15 protein-coding genes are annotated in these 17,248 nt (G+C 72.3%); 5 read left to right on the forward strand and 10 right to left on the reverse strand.

Annotation, left to right across the window (positions count from 1 at the left end; translation table 11 throughout):
• The first annotated feature begins 10 nt into the window (after positions 1-10).
• Positions 11-2,074 (forward strand): hypothetical protein, encoded by a 2,064-nt coding sequence (locus CA12_RS17030; RefSeq protein WP_145360208.1) that lies wholly within the window; start codon positions 11-13, stop codon positions 2,072-2,074.
• 20 nt (positions 2,075-2,094) lie between these two features.
• Positions 2,095-3,225 (forward strand): hypothetical protein, encoded by a 1,131-nt coding sequence (locus tag CA12_RS17035; RefSeq protein ID WP_145360209.1) that lies wholly within the window; start codon positions 2,095-2,097, stop codon positions 3,223-3,225.
• A gap of 22 nt (positions 3,226-3,247) precedes the next feature.
• On the opposite strand, the gene CA12_RS17040 is transcribed toward CA12_RS17035, so the two are convergent.
• Both CA12_RS17040 and CA12_RS17045 read right to left on the reverse strand, forming a co-directional pair.
• Entirely contained in the window at positions 3,248-5,065 is a 1,818-nt protein-coding gene (locus CA12_RS17040) for an arylsulfatase (RefSeq protein WP_145360210.1), read from the reverse strand.
• Positions 5,062-5,694, reverse strand: a complete 633-nt coding sequence (locus tag CA12_RS17045; protein WP_145360211.1) for a leucine-rich repeat domain-containing protein — start codon at positions 5,692-5,694, stop codon at positions 5,062-5,064. The genes CA12_RS17040 and CA12_RS17045 overlap by 4 nt, the downstream gene beginning before the upstream one ends.
• Positions 5,695-5,799: 105 nt before the next feature.
• Here CA12_RS17045 and CA12_RS17050 point away from each other — a divergent pair, with 105 nt between their 5' ends.
• Together CA12_RS17050 and CA12_RS17055 are read left to right on the forward strand one after the other, a co-directional pair.
• Complete coding sequence (locus CA12_RS17050; RefSeq protein WP_242687980.1) at positions 5,800-6,681, forward strand: MlaE family ABC transporter permease; 882 nt, start codon at positions 5,800-5,802, stop codon at positions 6,679-6,681.
• A gap of 13 nt (positions 6,682-6,694) precedes the next feature.
• The gene (locus tag CA12_RS17055; protein ID WP_145360212.1) at positions 6,695-7,513 is read left to right on the forward strand and encodes an ABC transporter ATP-binding protein; all 819 of its coding nucleotides are present in this window, start codon (positions 6,695-6,697) and stop codon (positions 7,511-7,513) included.
• Between the two features lie 48 nt (positions 7,514-7,561).
• Here the strand turns inward: CA12_RS17055 and hflC are convergent, their stop codons facing one another.
• The 8 genes from hflC to CA12_RS17095 form a co-directional block, all read right to left on the reverse strand.
• Positions 7,562-8,653, reverse strand: a complete 1,092-nt coding sequence (gene hflC / locus CA12_RS17060) for a protease modulator HflC (RefSeq protein WP_145360213.1) — start codon at positions 8,651-8,653, stop codon at positions 7,562-7,564.
• Entirely contained in the window at positions 8,650-9,642 is a 993-nt protein-coding gene (gene hflK, locus CA12_RS17065) for an FtsH protease activity modulator HflK (RefSeq protein ID WP_145360214.1), read from the reverse strand. Before hflK ends, hflC begins: the two co-directional genes overlap by 4 nt.
• A gap of 77 nt (positions 9,643-9,719) precedes the next feature.
• Positions 9,720-10,643: an RluA family pseudouridine synthase gene (locus tag CA12_RS17070; protein ID WP_165700824.1), complete on the reverse strand. Its 924-nt coding sequence runs from the start codon at positions 10,641-10,643 to the stop codon at positions 9,720-9,722.
• A 43-nt stretch (positions 10,644-10,686) separates the two neighbouring features.
• On the reverse strand, positions 10,687-11,079 hold the full coding sequence (locus tag CA12_RS17075; protein WP_145360216.1) for a hypothetical protein: 393 nt from the start codon (positions 11,077-11,079) through the stop codon (positions 10,687-10,689).
• Positions 11,076-11,828: a hypothetical protein gene (locus tag CA12_RS17080; protein ID WP_145360217.1), complete on the reverse strand. Its 753-nt coding sequence runs from the start codon at positions 11,826-11,828 to the stop codon at positions 11,076-11,078. The genes CA12_RS17075 and CA12_RS17080 overlap by 4 nt, the downstream gene beginning before the upstream one ends.
• Positions 11,821-12,321, reverse strand: a complete 501-nt coding sequence (locus CA12_RS17085; RefSeq protein ID WP_145360218.1) for a tRNA (cytidine(34)-2'-O)-methyltransferase — start codon at positions 12,319-12,321, stop codon at positions 11,821-11,823. Before CA12_RS17085 ends, CA12_RS17080 begins: the two co-directional genes overlap by 8 nt.
• Before the next feature lie 28 nt (positions 12,322-12,349).
• The gene (locus tag CA12_RS17090) at positions 12,350-13,768 is read right to left on the reverse strand and encodes an MATE family efflux transporter (protein WP_145360219.1); all 1,419 of its coding nucleotides are present in this window, start codon (positions 13,766-13,768) and stop codon (positions 12,350-12,352) included.
• Positions 13,769-13,805: 37 nt separating this feature from the next.
• The gene (locus tag CA12_RS17095) at positions 13,806-14,897 is read right to left on the reverse strand and encodes an MlaD family protein (RefSeq protein WP_145360220.1); all 1,092 of its coding nucleotides are present in this window, start codon (positions 14,895-14,897) and stop codon (positions 13,806-13,808) included.
• 162 nt (positions 14,898-15,059) lie between these two features.
• Here CA12_RS17095 and CA12_RS17100 point away from each other — a divergent pair, with 162 nt between their 5' ends.
• Positions 15,060-17,240, forward strand: a complete 2,181-nt coding sequence (locus tag CA12_RS17100) for an MMPL family transporter (protein WP_145360221.1) — start codon at positions 15,060-15,062, stop codon at positions 17,238-17,240.
• Positions 17,241-17,248: the final 8 nt, after the last annotated feature.

Consider the following 17,248-nt stretch of genomic DNA (forward strand, 5'->3'; position numbering starts at 1 on the left):
GCTCTGACCCGTGCGACGCGCCAGCGGTCCGAACGTCAGTCTCTTTCCGTTCCTGACGGTGCTCCTGTGCGCCAGCGGGACGTTGATCGTGTTGTTGATCGCGCTCTCCCAGCACGTCCGCGACACGCCCCCCGCCCCCACTGCCGCGGCCGAACCGCCGGAGCCCGCTGCGCCGGTCGTCACGGTGACGGAGCCGCCGCCGGAACCGTTGCTCGCTCCGGTTCCCGCCCCGCCGCCGGAGCCGATCCTACCAAAGCTTCCTCCCGGACCGCCGCGGGTCGTGCGACTGCCGTACGAGGGTCCGGACCCGGGCGAACCGCTGCGGCGCCGCTTGGCGAGCGCCCGGACCGCAGCGGCGGAGCTGACGGCTCGGCTCGACGCGGCGACGCTGCGGCGTCGGGATGCGGAAGCGAAGATTGAAGCGGCCCGGTTCGCCGCCGCCGAGGCGGCGGCCGCCGTCGCCTCCGCCGGCGCCCGGCTGGCGTCGTTGGAACAGGTTCGGGACAGCGGCGCCGCGGCCGCGGCCCGGGCGACCGCGGAGGTGGCGGAGTTTCAATCTGCCGTCGCCGCCGCAAAGGAAGACGACTCCCCCCGCGCCCTGCTGCCGGTTGTCCGCACGCCGGACGGCGTGACCGCGGACCGGCCGATCTTGGTGGAATGCATCGCCGCCGGGGCGCGGTTGCGGCCCTACGGCGTCACGGTGCCGGTGGGCGCGGCGGGACCGGCGCCGACCGGCGTGGCGCCCGTGGTGGCCGGCGTGCAGGCCGCGTCCGCGGCGACCGGGGAGAGCTACGTCCTGCTGATCGTGCGGCCGGACGGCCTGCCGGCCTTCTATCAGGTCGCCGGCGCGCTGACCGCGGCGGGGATTCGGTTCGGCTATGAACTGCTCGACGAGGATGCGGAGATCGCCTGGGGCGAAGCGACGCCGGAGACTTCCGGAACGGTCGCGGTCGCGGTGCGGGACGCGCTGCAACGCCTGCCGGCTCCGCTACCGGGCGAGGACGACCCGCGGTTCGTCGGCGCCGGCTTCCCGGGCGCGAGCGGACCGGCGGGTCAGGGCGGCGGCGGTTCCCCGCCCGGCCTCCCCGGCCCCGGTCTGCCCGGCGTCGCCGGGGCCGGCCGGCCCGGTCCGCCCGGCGGCGCGCCGCTCAGCGGGGCGCCGGACGATCCCTTCGCCGGGGGCCGGGCGGGGGCCGCTGCGGCCGGTCGTCCGGACCTCTCGAAGGCCTTCCCCGCGGGCTCGCCGGCGGATCGCTTGAATATCATCGGCTCGACGCCCGCCGTCGCCGCCCAGCCGTTCAACCCGGCGGGTGGACGATTCCCCGCGGCCGCCGGCGGTTCCGGCGGCGTCACGCCTCCCGGCGGCGCCGCGATCGGCGCCGCCGCTCCCCCGCCGGTTCCCGCCGGCGCTGACGGCGTGGCCCCGGGCGAGGGCGTTGCGGGAATGAACGCTCCCCCCGCTGACGCCCGTCCCGCTGGCGCCCGTCCCGCCGGCGCAAGTCCCGGGGGCGCCAGTCCCGAGGGCACTGCCTCCACAGATTCGCCCGCGGAGGCGGCGATGCAGGCGCTCGCCGCTCCGGCCACGGGCGCCGAGACGGCCGACGGCGGCGCGTCCGGCGGTTCGTCCAGCGCCTCGGCGGGCGGTTCGTCCAGCAGTTCAGCGGGCGGAGCGTCCGGCAGCGGCGGGGCGGCGGGCGGAGCCAGCGGCGGGGCGGCGGGCGGCGAGCCCTCCGAGGGCTCGAAGAGCCGCTCCTTCGGCGAACGCGGCGGGACGCCGGAGCGGGACACCCGCATCCGCTTTAACGTGCGGACGCCCGCCACGCTGGCCGCCTCTCACCTCTGGATCAACGGGCACTGGGCGCCGCTGCCGGACGACAACGACAGGCTGATCGCCACCCTGAAACAGGAGTTCGATCGCCGTCTCGCCGATCGCGGCGAACCGCCGACCGGGTTCCGCTGGAGCCCGGAACTGCGTCTGAGCGTCCGCCCCGAAGGCCGCGGACAGGTGGAGCGATTCATCGAAGCCGCGGAGCGGGCCGGGGCGACCGTAAAAATTGAAGGCGGAACGCGATGAGTCGGCGCCGGCACGAAGACATGGACGCCGGAAGCGACAGCTTCCTGGACGTCCTCGCGAATCTGGTGGGCATCCTCGTGGTGCTGGTGGTGATGACCGCCCTGCAGGCCGCCGCCCGCCCGGCGGCGTCGATCGCGGAGGCGGACGCCCCGGCGCCGGAGAGTGCGGCGCCGGAGATGGCCCTCGAACCGATCGTCTCGGAGCCGGTCGCTTTGGAGCCGCCCGCCATGGTCCGGGTTCCCCTGATCGCCCCGAAGCCGAACGTTGTGTTTGAGCCGACGCCCCCGCCGGTCGTGCCGGCGTCGCTGGAGCGGGACGTCGCCGCCGCGGAGGCCACTCTAGCAGTGCTCCGCCGACGGGTGGACGAGTCGGCGGCGGCTCACCTGATGGCGGCGGAGACGGCGGAGCGGGAACGCCAGCGGGCGGCGGCCGCCGCGGCGGAATTGCAGCGCCGCCGGGCCGCGATGTCCCAGATTCAGGCAGACGCCGCCGCCGCCGCCCGGGCCGCCGAGGCCGCCCGGCTGGACCGCGATCTCTGGGCCGCCAAGGCCGCGGCGGCGGGCGACAAGCCGCCCGAGCGCTTCGAGCATTCCGCCCTGCCGGTCGGACGGCGGGTCACCGGGGACGAACTGCACTTCCGCCTCGTCGGCGATCCAAACGACCCGAAGGGAGGCCTGGTGCGGCCGGTGCCGATCGACGACCTCACCGCCAAGCTGGAGCAGGACATCCAGCGGCGCCGCAATCAAATCATGGACCGCGGCGGCTACGACGGGACCGTCGGGCCGATGTCCGGCTACGTGATGAACTACCGGATCGAACGCGAAACGGACGACGTACTCGACCGGGTGCGGTCCGCCTCGCCCGGGATCGTGCGGTTCCGACTGGCCGGCTGGACGCTGGCGGACGCCGGGGACGATCCCTCGGCGACGCTCGACGCGGCGCTGGCCGAGGGGTCGGACTTCCGCTTCCTGCTGGCGACCGCCGGACCGGGGGCGACGGCGACGTTCTGGGTGGCGCCGGAGGCGTTCGCCGCCTTCCGGGCTCTGCGAGCAGAAGCCCGCGCCGCCGGCCTGTACGTCGCCGCCCGGCCGCTGCCGAACGGCGTCCCCATCAGCGGCAGCCCGGACGGCAGCCGCTCCGTCGCCCAGTGAGCGCACCGAGCACCGCCCCGGCTCAGTCGTCCGGCAGCACGTCGGACAGGTCCGGGGTCAGCAACGGCTCGACGGCTTCGACGGTCACGTAGTAGGCGCCGCGGGTGACGTCGCCCTCCGTAAAGGTCGCGCTCAGTTTGGCCGGCCCTTCGGGGAGCGTCAGGATGATCACCGGCGGGCTGCTGAACGACCCGGTCCGGGCGCCGCGGGATTGGGAGGTCTTCGCCTCGACGGAGACGGAAACGCTGCCCTGCCAGGCGCCGTCCTCCTCGGCGGCGGCCGGGCGATCGCGGAGCGTGAACCGATACCGGCCGGCCTGCGGCGCCTCGACGGCCCACCAGCCGGTGGAGACCGGGTCCTTGCGGATCGCCGCCTGGCTCCAGGGCACCGGGCGGTTGTCCGGTTCGTGCCAGTCGTGGGCGCACAGCTCCACCGGGCCGGGGCCGAGGTCGATCCGCACCAGGTCCTCGGCGAACGGATCGTCGAAGGCCGGTTCGAGACTCGCCCACCACTGTTCGTAGGCTTGGCGCAGTTCCTCGACGATTTCCGGATGGTCGGCCGCCACGTCGCTCTTCTGCCCGGGATCGGCCTCGATGTCGTACAGCTCGTCCCGGTTCACCAGGCGCCAGCGGTCGGTCATGACCGCCGATTTGCGCCACTTCTCCGGCACCTCGATCCGCTGGGAATGCACGGTCAGCGTGCGGTCCGGCCAGTTCGCCTCCTCCGCATCGCGGAGCAGGGGGGTGAGGTCGCGGCCGTCCAGCGCCTCGCCCCCGGCGACAGGCACGCCGCAGAGGGACAGCACGGTGGGGAGCACGTCGACATGGGCCGTGAGCCGATCGACGTCCCGAGCCTCGGCGAATCCGCCGGCGGGCCAGTGCAGGAAGAAGGGCACGCGGTGGCCGCCGTCGTATTCGCTGCCCTTGGCGGCCCGCATGCCGGCGTTGAAGCCGCCGTTCTGATGGCCGGCGGCAGTGCCGTTGTCGGTGGTGAAGACGAAGATCGTGTTCTCCGTCAGGCCCAGTTCGTCCAGGCGTGCGCGGAAGTCGCCCAGGCGGGCGTCGATGTTGGCGATCATGCCGTAGAAGTTCGCCTGGTCACCCTTCACCCCCGCGTCCCGATAGGGCTGGGACCACTCCTCCGGCACCCGGTAGGGGCCGTGCGGGGCGTTGGTGGCGAGGGTGAGGAAGAACGGCCGCCCGGTCTTGGCCGGGTCGTTGCGGTCGACGAAGTCTTCCGCGGCGTCAAACCACTCGTCGGTGCAGTATTTCTCGGTCGAGCGCAGCTCCTCCGTGCCCTCGGGGTTCGATTCGGAGCGGGAGAACCAGGTGTAGGTGTCGCCGAAGTAGTCGTTCCCCCAGTAGTCCGGGGCCTGGCCGACGCCGCCGCCGCCGTGCGTGTAGGCAAAGTCGTAGCCCTGATCGCGGGCCCGCAGCGGAGCGTTGTCGCCGAGGTGCCACTTGCCGATCATCCCGGTGCGGTAGCCGGCGTCGCGGAGGCGTTCGGCGAGGGTGACCTCCTCCGGGGCCATCATCGACCGGCCCTGAATCGTGTGCCAGACGCCGGTTTTCGTGCTGTAGCGGCCGGTGTAGAGGGCGGCCCGGGTGGGGGAGCAGGTCGGGTCGACGTGATAGTCCGTCAGCCGGACCGATTCGCCGTGCAGCCGGTCGAGGTGCGGCGTCTTGAGGACCGCGTTGCCGTGGCAGGAGAGGTCGCCGTAGCCTTGATCGTCCGTGAGGATCAGCACGACGTTGGGTCGCTCCGCGGCGGAGGCCGTTCGGGGGAGCGACCCACCAATCGCCAATCCGGCGAGGAGCAGTGCGAGCGTGGGACGGATCATTCCTGGTCCTCCTCGGGGGCGGTTTCGGGGGCGGGCTTCGGCGCGTTTAGCGGTGTCCGCGGGGCGGGGGGGAGGTCGACGCCGACGATCTGTACCTCCGGCAGGTCCTTCATCAGGGCCAGCGCGCCGGCGGTCGTGACGGCGGTGTCCCACACGTACAGGGACCGCAGCGCCACCAGGCCCCGCAGGTTCTTCAGGCCGGCGTCGGTCACCTTCGTCCCGTACAGGTTCAGGTACTCCAGTCGCTCCAGCGTGCCGACGGGAACGAGGGCGGCGTCGCCGATCTTCGTGCCTTCCAGATGCAGTTTGCGGAGGTTCGTCAGGAGGGTCAGCTTGCGGCTCAGGCCGTCGTCGAACGGGGTGCCGCGGAGGTTCAGCTCGTGCAGCCGGTCGGCCAGGGGCACGAGGGCGTCGAGGTGCTTCGCCGTCAGTTCCACGTCGCCGAGGTGAAAGGAGACGTCCAGTCGGGCGTCGTTCTGGGCGCGCTGCACGACCTGCCCGCCGAGGGCCTCCACGGCGGCGATCGCGGCCCGGTCGGCGTCGGAGAGCGGCGGGACCTGCGGCGGTTCCCCGGAGCTCGGTTCCTGAAACGCGAGCAGGACGGCGGCGAACAGGACGGCGGTCGGCATGCGGGTTCCCTTCGGGATCGGGGCGGCACAACGGTAACGCCCGATCGGAGACGGCGACAACGGACGCGGGTTCGCCGCCGCGTCGGGATCTGCTAGACCCGAGTCGTGTCCGTCGGAACGCCCGCCGCCGCCCCGCCCGCCCCGCCCGCCCAGCGCGCCGCTCCCCCCCGGCCGCTGACCGAGCCGGTGCGGGTTCTCGGGGCCGTGCTGCTGAGTTTCGTCCGCGACGTCGGCGACCTGACGCTGTTTGCCGCGGCCGCGCTGCGGTCCGTGCTGCGGACGCGGCCGTCCAAACGCATTCTGCTGCCCTGCCTGTACGAAATCGGCGTTCGCAGCATCCCCGTCGTGCTGATCACGGGCGGGTTCATCGGCATGGTGCTGGCCGTGCAGAGCTACGACCAGCTCCACATGATGCACCTCGAAAACCGCCTCGGGGCGGTGGTGAACGTCTCGCTGGTGAAGGAACTCGGTCCCGTGCTGGCCGCGGTAATGCTCGCCGGCCGGGTGGGCAGCCGGACCGCCGCCGAGCTGGGCACGATGCGGGTCACGGAACAGATCGACGCCGTCAAAGCGCTCGGCGCCGACCCGATCGGGCACCTCGTCGTGCCGCGGGTCGCCGCCTGCGTGCTGCTGATCCCGCTCCTGACCGTGCTGGCGGACGCCTGCGGGATGTTCGGCGGGTGGTTGTTCAGCGTGAAGCTGCTGGGCATCTCCGACTTTCATTACTGGCACCACACACTGAGCTTCATCACCGCCTACGACTTCGCCAGCGGTCTGCTGAAGAGCCTCGCCTTCGGGGCGTCGATCGGCGTGATCGCCTGCCACCGCGGCTTTCACTGCGGCGCCGGGGCGGAGGGCGTCGGGGCCGCGGCGACGGAGAGCTTCGTGCTGTCCTTCATGGCGATCCTCTGCCTGGACTTCCTGCTGGGGGTCGTGCTCGGCCGGCTGTACTGGATCCTGTGGCCGGCTCCCATGACGCTGATGTGACGGGAGTTTCTCGATGACGGCTCCCAAACTCGAACTGCGCACCGCCTGCAAGCGGTTCGGCTCGAACGTGATCGTCCATCGGCTGAACCTGTCGGTCGCGGTGGGCGAGACGCTCTGCCTGATCGGCGAGAGCGGGTGCGGCAAGAGCGTCTCGATGAAGCTCGCCGCGGCCCTGCTGCCGCCCACATCCGGCGGGGTCCTGTGGGACGGCGACCCGGTCCACGCCCTGCCGCCGGAGGAGTTCCGGCGGCGGCGGATGAAGTTCGGCTATCTGTTCCAGGGGGCGGCGCTGTTCGACAGCATGACCGTCTTCGAGAACGTCGCCTTCGGCCCCCGCCAGCTGCACGCCGCCGAGGGGCGGATGCTGGAGGAGCTGGTCGCCGCCCGCATCCGCGAGGTCGGCCTGCCGGAGCACGTCACCCACCGAAAACCGGCCGGGCTCTCCGGCGGCCAGCGGAAACGGGTCGGGCTGGCCCGGGCGCTGGCGCTGGACCCGGACGTGATGCTGTACGACGAACCGACCACCGGCCTCGATCCGGTGATGAGCGACGTGATCAACGAGCTGATCCTCCGCGTCGCCGCCTCCCGCGACGGGGACGCGCGGCCGGATCGGCCGCCGGTGACGTCGATCGTCGTCACCCACGACATGCACACGGTCCGCCGGGTGGCGGACCGTGTGGTGATGCTGCGGCCGGCGCCGGCGCTGGGGCCGCTCGATTCGCAGGTGCTGTTCGACGGCACGGTGGAGGACCTGTTCGCCAGCGACGACCCCGCCGTCGGCCCGTTCGTGCGGGGCGAGGCGGGGGCGAAGCTGGCCGAACTGGCGGCGTGACCGCTCCCGGGGGCGCGCCGCCTCTCGGCGACGGCGAACCGGGGGCGATCACTCTTCGGCCGGAGCGTCCGCGACGGCGGAGCCGGTGTCGGGCGCCGCGTCGGCCGGTTCGAGTTCCTTCAGCATGCCCAGCAATTCGCTGTCAGTGGTGAGGATCAGCCGCGTGTCGCCCTTCAGGGCTTCGCGGTACAGATCCAGCTTCTTCTGGAAAGAATAGAAGTCACCGGTCTCCGTGATCGCGGCGGCGAACTCGCGGATGTTGCGGGCGTCCACCTGCCCGCGGATCTCCTTGCTCTGGCGTTCGCCGTCGCCCTCGATCCGCTCCACCTCCGCGTTGGTTTTGTTGAGGATCTCCTGCTTGCGACGCTCGCCGGCGGTGCGGAAGGCGATCGCGTAGCTTTCCAATTCGGTGCGGAAGCGGGCGAAGGAGGCCTGCCGGACCGCGGGGACGAACTCGATGTTGCTGATCCCGACGTCGACGATCTCCACGCCGAGGTCGTCGCCCTCCTCCCTCGCCAGATTCTCCCGCAGGCGCTGGCGGATCGTGGCGATGATCTTCTCCCGGCCCAGCGAAATATCCATCACGTCGCCCAGGGCGGCGCCGCCTTCCTCGCCGGGAACCACGGCGCCGGAGGCCCCGGGCTCGGCGGGGGTCTGCACGCCGAAGTTGTAGGTCAGCTCCCGGTTGGAGCTGCGGACCACCTCCGCCAGGGCGACGCTGGTGACGACGTCGCGGATCTCGCTTTTCACCCGAGCCCGCACGATGCGTTCCTCGGCGGCCTCGACGGTCCGCAGGTTCTGCACGAAGCCGAGGGGGTCGGTGATCTTCCAGACCGCGAAGGCGGAGACGTCGATCTTCAGCCCGTCGGCGGTCGGCAGGTCCTCCAGCTTGTCGCCGGGGCCGGTGCGGTAGAACTGCAACGTCGACGGCAGCCGCCGCACTTCCTGAATGAACGGCGTTTTCCAGTACAGACCGGGTTCGGTCCGACTGACGATCGGTTCGCCGAACTCGACCACCACGGCGACCTCCCGTTCGTCCACCGTGTACAGGGATGACAGGAGCGTGATCCCGACGACCGCCGCGACGACGACCGCCGCCGTGAGGACGACGGGACCTAACAGAGACGATTGACGGCTCATCGGTTGGCCTCCGGGTTGATCGGCAGGAGCGGGAGCAAACGCTCCAGGTCCGCGTCGAGGATGGTTTTGCCGGAGACGCCCGCGAGGACCTCCTGCATGGCTTCGAGATACAGCCGCTGCCGGGTGACGTCCGGGGCGGCCCGGTAGGCTTCATACTTGAGGCGAAGGGCGGCGATCTCGCCGTCCACCTCGGCCTGCTGACGGTCCGCGTACCCCTGGGCTTCCTGGATGAGGCGGTCCCGCTCGGCTTCGCTCTCGTTCAGCAGCTGGGCCCGCGACTTCTCCGCTTCGCTCTCCAGCCGTTCCTGGTCCTGGTCGGCGGCGACCACGTCGTCGAAGGCCTGTTTCACCTCCGCCGGCGCCGTCACCCGCTGGAGTTGCAGGGCCTTGATCGTCACGCCGCAGTCGTACTGGTCCAGCATGGCCTGCGTCGCCTGCCGGGCCTCGGCGGCGATCTCGCCGCGCTTGGAGGTCAGGACCTCGTCGATGCTGTAGTCGCCCACCAGCCGGTTCATCACGCTGCGGGAGGCCGTCGCGATAATTCGACTGAACGCCTCCGCATCGCCGGCCCGGTCGAAGGCGAACAGATACTTCTCCGGGTCGAGCACCTGCCATTGCACGGTCCACTCGACGTTGGCGGCGTATAGCTCGCCGGTCAGCATCAGCGCTTCTTCGCCCGGGGCGCCCTGGCGGTCGGCGCCCAGCGTTTCCTGCGGCAACCGCAGGCTGTGCACCTCGACGGAGACCGTCTCCACCTTGTCCGCGAACGGCACGCGGAAGTGCAGGCCGGGCTCAGCGATCTGCTGAAACTCCCCGAACCGCAGCACCACGGCCCGTTCGCTCGGCTCGACGGTGTACACGCACTGCACCGCGGCGAGTAGGACGAACAGAGCGACCAGGGCAGCGATCGTCGGTTTGACGAACCGGGCGAGGTCGATTTCGTCGGGCGGTTGTCGCCGCTGTGGACGGCCGAACGGGTCGGTGGGCATCGCGGGGGAATCAGGGGGGACGGAAGGGCGAACGACGGGCCAACGCGACGCGCGGCCGGTCGGTTCAGAAATTCATCCTAGGTCATGGGGAGCGACCCGACCGGCGCTGACCGGCGGCGCTCGGCGAGGAGGGCGGTGAAATCCGTCGGCGGGCACCGCACCGTCAGCGGCGTGCCGAGGATCGGGTGGCGGAACGACAGCTCCGCCGCGTGCAGGGCGTGCCGGCGGGCCGGGTTCGGGCACTCGCCCGGCGGCCACTTCAAACCCCCGTCCGCGGCGTAGAAGGCGTCGCCGATCACCGGATGGCCCAGCGCCGCCAGATGCACGCGGATCTGGTGGTTGCGGCCGGTGTAGAGGGCGCATCGCACCAGCGTGGCGTCGCCGAGTCGCAGCAGGACCCGCCAGTCGGTGCGGGCGGGCTTGGGGGCGAGGGCGTCGGGGCCGCAGGTCATCAGGGCGGAGTTCCGCCGCTTGCCGATCGGCCGATCGCAGCGGCCGGCGTCGGGCCTCAAATCGCCCTCCACCAGGGCGAGGTACGCCTTGCCGGTCTCGCGGTTCTCGAACTGCAAACAGACGCCGGCGTGGGCGTCGGCGGTCTTGCAGGTCAGCAGCACGCCGGTGGTGGCGCCGTCCAAACGGTGCACGATCCCCGGGCTGAGCAACCCTCGCGGCGCCTGCCGATCGAGGTGGGCCTGAATGCGGTTCATCAGCGTGCCGCCGGTGGTCGCGCCGGTGGGATGGCAGATCACGCCGGCCGGTTTACGCACCGCGAGCAGCCACGGGTCTTCGTAGAGCACGTCCAGCGGTTCGTCCTCGGCCTCCTCCGCCCAGTCCGGCGGGTCGGCGAGGCGGACCAGCAGCGTGTCGCCCTCCGTCACCCTTCGCCGCGGACCGACGGGCGTGCCGTCGTCCAACGTCACCCCGCCGGTTGTCGCCGTCCGCGACAGCCGGGCGGGGGAGTGATTCCGAAAATGCTTGTGCAGAAAGGTGTCGACCCGCACGCCGTGGGCGGCGCCGGTGACGGTCAGAGCGATGGGCGGCGGGCTATTCGAGATAGCTGACGATCAACAGCGACCAGGGAAAACCGATCACGCCCAGCAGGGCCGCCCAGACGAACGAGGCGACGAGCCGAAACGGCCATCGGCAGGGCCACGTCGCCAGCGGGTAGACCCCGGCCGCAACGGCGATCGCTGCGAAGCCGAATAGGGCGGGGAGGATCACCTCCTCGCTCGCATCCGAGGACTGGATGGCCAGAAACCACAACGCCAACGCCGGTGTATAGATCCAGAACGGCAGCATCAGGGTGAGGATCACCCGCCCGACCGGCTCCAGCCAGCGGGACCGCGGCGGGATCGGGCCAAAGACGAAGTAGCCCCGCACCCGCCGGGCCGCGAACCTGCGGCGAGGGGGCGGCTCGGGCAGGTCGTCGACCGTCATGCGCCCGGGTCGGCCGCGGCGATGCGTTCCAGCTCGTCCCGGGGCGGGGCGAAGGCGGCCCAGACGTCGCCGGCCCGGGTGGGGGCACCGGCGTCCAGCAGTTCCAGCGCCCGGCGAGCGTCCGCGGCGGCCCGCTCCTCATCGCCCTTGGCAAAACGCACCAACGCCCGACCGCCGAGGTCGGCCGGGTCCGGGACCTTCGCTTCGTCCTCCGTCAGTTCTTCCGCGTTGAGCGCCTGCGGGGGCGGGCTCTCGGCGAGGACCTGATCGAACAACCGCTCCGCCTCGGCGAGTTCCCCGTTGCGGCGCTTCAGCTCCGCCAGCCAGCCGACCGCCGCCGGCCGGGCGATCCCGGTCTCGACGCTGTCGGCGAAGGAACGCTCCGCCAGTTCCCATTCCGCCGCCTCCTGCTTCTGCAGGGCGACGACGGCGTCGTCGTCGGCGGCGATCTCCGGATCGTCCATCCCCTGACGAAGCTGGACGATCCGCTCCAGCGCCCCGAGGCCGTCGGTGAAGCCGAGCGTCGCCCGGTTCTGCACCCGCGGGTCCGCCCGCACGAGCTTCACCGCGAAGAAGGCCGCGGTGATCAGCAGCGAACCGATCACCACGCCCATCACGATCCATTTCCCGGGCACGCCGGCGGGCTTCGGCGGGCCGGGGGCGTCGTCGGTCTCGACGACGTTGACGTCGGTCAGGCCGTCGCGGGCCGACGCGGACGGGGAGAGCGGGTCGTCGGCGCGGTCAGTCATGGGAGGATGATACGGCGTCCGGCGACGACGGCAGCCCGCCGGTCTGCCGCACGGCCTCGTAGACCGCGGCGGTCACCGTGCTGGCGAGGTTCAGGCTCCTCACCTCCGGCCGCATCGGCAGGGTGAGGTTCCGGGCGGGATCGCGGGTCATCAGGTCTTCCGGCAGTCCGGACGACTCGCTGCCGAACAGCAGGGTGTCGCCGGGGGCGAACTCCGCGTCCCACACCGGGCGGGTCGCATGCTTGGTGAAGGCCCAGATCGTGCCGCCCGGCTGTTTGCGGCGGTACTCGGCCCAGTCGTCGACGGCCTCCCAGTCCAGCAGCGGCCAGTAATCCATGCCGGCCCGGCGGAGGTGTTTCTCGTCGAGGCGGAACCCCAGCGGCCGGACGAGCCACAGCTTCGCCCCCACCGCAAGACAGGTGCGGCCGACGTTCCCGGTGTTGGGCGGGATCTCCGGGCGGTGCAGGACGACGTGGAAGGTGGGAGCGGTCATCGGCGGCAGGGCGTGAGCGTGCCGGAGACTACAGGCAGACCGCCGCCGGGTCTTCCGCGGCGGGCGGGTTCGGCGCGCTCGCCGGTTCGCCGGCCTCCTCACGCTCCGAAGCGAAGGCCCCGCGGACGACCCAGGCGGCGAACAGCCCGGCGAGCAGGTTCCCCGCCACGATGCCCCACAGGAAGCCGACCCACCCGTGCAGTTGCGCCCCGAGCCACGCCAGCGGCACGGTCAGGAAGAACAGCCGGACGGAGATCACCAACACGCTGCGGCTGGGCCGCTTCAGGGCGTTGTAGACCCCGCTGACCAGCGCCGTCGTCGCGAAGCCGGCGTACCCGGCGGGGACGATCGCGAAGTACTGGGCGGCCTCGACCAAGGCGTCCGCGGCGTCGGGGCCCTCGTTGACGAATGCCGCGGCGAGGGGGCGGCGGAGCAGAAACAGCACGCCCCACGCCGCCAGCCCGTACAGCAGGGCGAACCGCAGCACGAGCGTGGCCGCGGTGCGGACCCGGTCGCACTGGCCGGCGCCCCAGTTCTGCCCGACGAAGACGGAGTTCACCGCCCCCACCGCCATCACCCCGACCAGCGCCAGGGCCTCCACCCGTCCGCCGACGCCGAACGCCGCCACCGCCGCGGTGCCGAAGCCCGCCGCCAGCCGGGTGAGGATCGCCCCGCTGAGCGGCACCAGCAGGTTCGTCCCGATGGCCGGCAGACCGATGATCAGCACTTCCGCCCAACTCTCCCGCCAGCCCCCGCCGATCGCCGCGGCCCAACTCAGCAGCCCGCGGCGGCGGAGCAGATAGAGGGACGCGAACAGCGTGACGGACCAGCTCGCCACCGTGGCCAGCGCCGCCCCGGGCAGTTCGAGTCGGGGGAACGGGCCGAGGCCGAAGATCAGGCAGGGGTCCAGCACGGCGTTGATCGCCCCGGCGATCAGCATCACGACCGTGGGGCTCACGGTGTCTCCCACCCCCCGCAGCGCCCCGTTGCCGACCAGCGGCACGACCAGCAGCAGGATTCCGCTCAGCCAGACCTGCATATACGGCGTAGCAAGCTCCCGCAGGTCCTCCCGCGCCCCCATCGCCCGTAGTGCCGGGTCCAGCAGGGCGAAGCCGGCGACCACCATCCCCGCGACCACCAGCAATGCCAGCCCCAGACTGTGCGTGCCCAGCCGGCAGGCGCCGCCGTCGTCCCGTCCCACCGCCCGGGCCACGGCGGTGCTGGTTCCCACCGACAACCCCATCGCCGCCCCGGTCACGAGGAACGTGAGGGGAAACGTGAACGCGACCGCGGCGAGTTCCTCCTCGCCCAACTGCCCGATGAAGTAGGCGTCCACCAGGCTGAACGTCAGCACCGCCACGATGCCCACCAGCATCGGCCCGGCCAACCGGGCGAGCACCGGGACGATCGGGCCGGAGAGGATCTCGTCGCGGGTCGGGCGGGGCATGGACGATGTTAGCCGTCCTCTTCAAGAGGACGGCTCACTACCGCACCGTCTTCTCCCCGTCACTGCCGCGCAGGGCTCCGCGGACGCCGATGAGTTCCGGGTTCCGGGCGATCTTGTCGCTGAACACCCGCAGGTCCCGCAGCACCGGACCGAGGTTCGCCAGCAGGAGGTTGAGGTTCTCGGCGCTGGCGTCGAGGTTGCGATACAGCGAAGGGTCGGACGCCAGCTGCGCGAGGCTGCCGTCCTTCTTCTTGAGCATCGTGGAAAGATCGGCGAGGTCGCCGGAGACCTGCTCGAAGTTCGCCAGCGTGACGTCCAGGCGGGTGGCGACCGAAACGCCCTTCTCGGCCAGCGGGCGGGTGAAGCCCTCGACGTTCGCCAGCGTGGCGTCCGCCCGGTTCACGGCGGAGCGGGTGGCGACGATCGTCTGCCGCGTCTCCTCGACCAGCGGGGGCAGGGCGGCCATCGTGCGGTTCAGGTTCTGCTGCAGGGCCGGGTCGCCCATCAGCTTGGAGGCGCTGTCCGCGGTCTGCCGCAGGGACCGCATCGACAGCGCCGTTTCTTCCAGCGCCACGGCGGCCCGGGCGAGGGCGATGTTCAACTCCTCCCGGTTGTCCCCCAAGACTCCGTTGACGTTGCGGCCGACTTCCGACCATTGGGCCGCGGTGGCGTCGAACCCGGCGAGGGTGCGGTCCAGCCGCCCGCCGAGGTCCGCGACGAGCTTCATCGGATCGACCGGAGAGACGCCTTCCAGTCGGGCGCCGGGCTCGATCCAGCCGGGGCCGGAGCCGGGGACGAACTCGATGCTGCTGTCGCCCAACAGGCTGCGGGAGAGGTGCGGGGCGGCGTCCTTGCGGAGGCGGTACTGCGGTTCGATGGAAAGAGCGACCAGCACGCCGCCGTGCTGGTCGTCGAAGATCACCGCGGCGACTTCGCCGATGACGATGCCGTTTTTGGAGACTGGCGTGCCCGGGTAAACGCCGGGGGCGTGATCGAAGTGCACCGCCAGCGGGTAGCGGTCCTCCAGCAGGGTGGCGAGGTCGCCGAACTTCACCGCCATCACCGCGGCGAGGCAGAAGGCGACGATCGCCAGCAGCCCGACGCGGAACTGCATTTGCTGTTCGGACATGCGATCGCCGGGCGGAGGGAACGGGGGACGGTCGCGTCCTAGTTCATCACCGCGCCCCGGGGTACCCCGGCCGCCCCCTTCGGGCGCCCCGCGCCGGTCGATCTTGCGGACCCTCCGCGTCCGACTGTCCGCGGCGGGCGGTTCCGGCCGATCTGAAACTTCGTGACGGATCACGCCGCCCGCCGCTGCGCCCTCGTTCTGCTCCTTGCGGCGGGGGCCTGCCTGCCGCTGTTCGCGTCGCTGGCGGCAGACCTGCCGGTGAACAACGATCCGGAAACGTGGCTGCCGGCGGACGGCCCGAACCGCACCGCCTACGACGCCTTCCGCCGCACGTTCGGCTCCGAAGAAGCGATTCTCGCGGCGTTCCCCGCGGACACCTCCCCCGCGACCGTCGCCGCGCTGCGGGTGCGCATCGAGTCGTCGCCCCGGATCCAGCACGCCTGTTCCCCCGCGTCGATCGGGGCGGTGATGCGGGAGATGAACGTGCCGGAGGCGGAGATCGACGCCCGCCTGACCGGCCTGCTGCGGGGAGCGGACGGCGAATGGGCCGCCGTCGCCGGGACGCTCTCCGCCGCCGGGGCCGCCGATCGGCCGGCCGCGGTGCGGGACGTGCGCCGGGCCGTCGCCGCCTCCGGGCTCGCGGCGGTGGCGAAGGTCGCCGGCGTGCCGGTGGTCGTGACGGAACTGGACCGCCTCAGCCGTCCCGATGCGGTGGCGCCCTATCTGGCGGGGATGTTCGCCCTCGGCCTGGCCGTGCTGCGGTGGGTCTGCGGCCGCTGGGGGCTGGCGGCGCTGCTGGGCGGGACGGTCGTCTGGGCGACGCTCGGCACGCTGGCCGGCGTGCGCCTGGCGGGGGGCGAGATGAATCTGATTCTCGCGGCGCTGCCGGCGCTGGTGCTGGTGTTCGCCCTGACCGCGAGCGTGCACCTGCTGCACTACCACGCCGCCGCCCCGGGGCAGGGCGCGGCGAAGGCGCTGGCCGCGGTACGGGCCGCCGCCAGACCGACGGCCTGGGCGACCGCGACGACCGCCGCCGGCCTGCTCAGCCTCGGCCTCAGCGAGGTCCGGCCGGTCGCCTGGTTCGGTCCCGCGGGCGCGCTGGGCGCCCTGCTGGCGGCCTTCGGCGGATTGGTTCTTACCCCCGCCGCGGTCATGCTCTGCGGCGGACTCGGTTCCGGGGCGCAATTGGTCCATCACCGCTGGGACTGGGCCGGGTGGACGGTCCGGTGGCGGGGCGCCGTGCTGGCGGTCTCCGCGGCGGCGGTCGCGGCCTGTTCGCTCGGTCTGCCGCGGCTCTCCGCGAAGGTGGACGCCGCCGACCTGCTCCCGTCCAAGGCCGCCGTGGCCCAGGATCACCGCTTCGTGCGGGACGAGATCACGCCGGCGGAGTCGCTGGAAATCGTGGTTCGCCCGGCTCCGGAGGCGGCCTTCGGCGAGACCCTGGCCACGGTGCGGCGGATCGCGGCCGACCTGAACGAACGGCCCTCCGTGCGGCACGTCGCCAGCGCCGCATTGTTTCTGGGCGAAGTCGACGGCTTCGCGGCGGCGGGGCGGATGTCCGCGGCCCGCTCGTTGCCGGAGGCCGCCGCCTTCGTCACCGCCGACGGCTCCGCCTGGCGGCTGAGCGTGCGGGCCGACTGCCCGCCCGGCCGCCGGGCCTCGGTGGTGAACGACCTGCGGTCCGTCTGCCTGCGGCACGTGCCGATTGACCAAGTGACCGTGACAGGCCTCGCCCCGCTGCTGGAGGCCGCGGAGGTGGCGATCTACGACGGCTTCCGCGACAGCCTCGTGGCCGCCACGCTGCTGATCGCCCTGGCGGTGCTGTTTGCCGTCGGCGACTGGCGGGTCTGGCTGACGGCCGGCGTGGCGAACCTCGTCCCGCTGGCGGCGGTGTTCGGCCTGCTGGGCTGGGCCGGGCGGGCCGTGGACGTCGGCATGATGATGACCGCCTCCGTCGCCCTCGGTTTAGCGGTGGACGGCACCTTCCACCTGCTGGTCCGTCACCGGGCGGAAGTGACGCGGGCCGGCGCCGACGCCTGCGGCGCCCGCTGCGCCGCCGCCGCGGCCCACGCGGCGGGGCCGGCCGTGATGCAGGCGGCGGCGATCGCCGGGGCCGGCGTGCTGGCCCTGACCGCCTCCCCGTTCCCCCCGACCGCCCGCTTCGGCTGGCTCACCGCGGCCCTGCTGGCCGCGGCAATCCTGGCGGACCTGCTGATCCTGCCCGCCCTGTTGGCGTACCTGCCGGTGCGAACCGGAACCGGCGCCGAATCTGCGGCGATCATCCGATTCCCCGCCCGCCCGCCGGTCCCGGCGAGTGCGGACGAAGCGCGGCGCGCCGCCTAGCGGCGACC

Origin of the sequence: Alienimonas californiensis (assembly GCF_007743815.1) — a bacterium.
GTDB lineage: Bacteria > Planctomycetota > Planctomycetia > Planctomycetales > Planctomycetaceae > Alienimonas > Alienimonas californiensis.

Bases quoted from the DNA above. Each gene is read 5' to 3' on its own strand.
- CA12_RS17035 (WP_145360209.1), top strand. From the start codon at position 2,095: ATGGACGCCGGAAGCGACAGCTTCCTGGACGTCCTCGCGAATCTGGTG.
- CA12_RS17040 (WP_145360210.1), bottom strand. From the start codon at position 5,065: ATGATCCGTCCCACGCTCGCACTGCTCCTCGCCGGATTGGCGATTGGT.
- CA12_RS17045 (WP_145360211.1), bottom strand. From the start codon at position 5,694: ATGCCGACCGCCGTCCTGTTCGCCGCCGTCCTGCTCGCGTTTCAGGAA.
- CA12_RS17055 (WP_145360212.1), top strand. From the start codon at position 6,695: ATGACGGCTCCCAAACTCGAACTGCGCACCGCCTGCAAGCGGTTCGGC.
- hflC (WP_145360213.1), bottom strand. From the start codon at position 8,653: ATGAGCCGTCAATCGTCTCTGTTAGGTCCCGTCGTCCTCACGGCGGCG.
- hflK (WP_145360214.1), bottom strand. From the start codon at position 9,642: ATGCCCACCGACCCGTTCGGCCGTCCACAGCGGCGACAACCGCCCGAC.
- CA12_RS17075 (WP_145360216.1), bottom strand. From the start codon at position 11,079: ATGACGGTCGACGACCTGCCCGAGCCGCCCCCTCGCCGCAGGTTCGCG.
- CA12_RS17080 (WP_145360217.1), bottom strand. From the start codon at position 11,828: ATGACTGACCGCGCCGACGACCCGCTCTCCCCGTCCGCGTCGGCCCGC.
- CA12_RS17085 (WP_145360218.1), bottom strand. From the start codon at position 12,321: ATGACCGCTCCCACCTTCCACGTCGTCCTGCACCGCCCGGAGATCCCG.
- CA12_RS17090 (WP_145360219.1), bottom strand. From the start codon at position 13,768: ATGCCCCGCCCGACCCGCGACGAGATCCTCTCCGGCCCGATCGTCCCG.
- CA12_RS17095 (WP_145360220.1), bottom strand. From the start codon at position 14,897: ATGTCCGAACAGCAAATGCAGTTCCGCGTCGGGCTGCTGGCGATCGTC.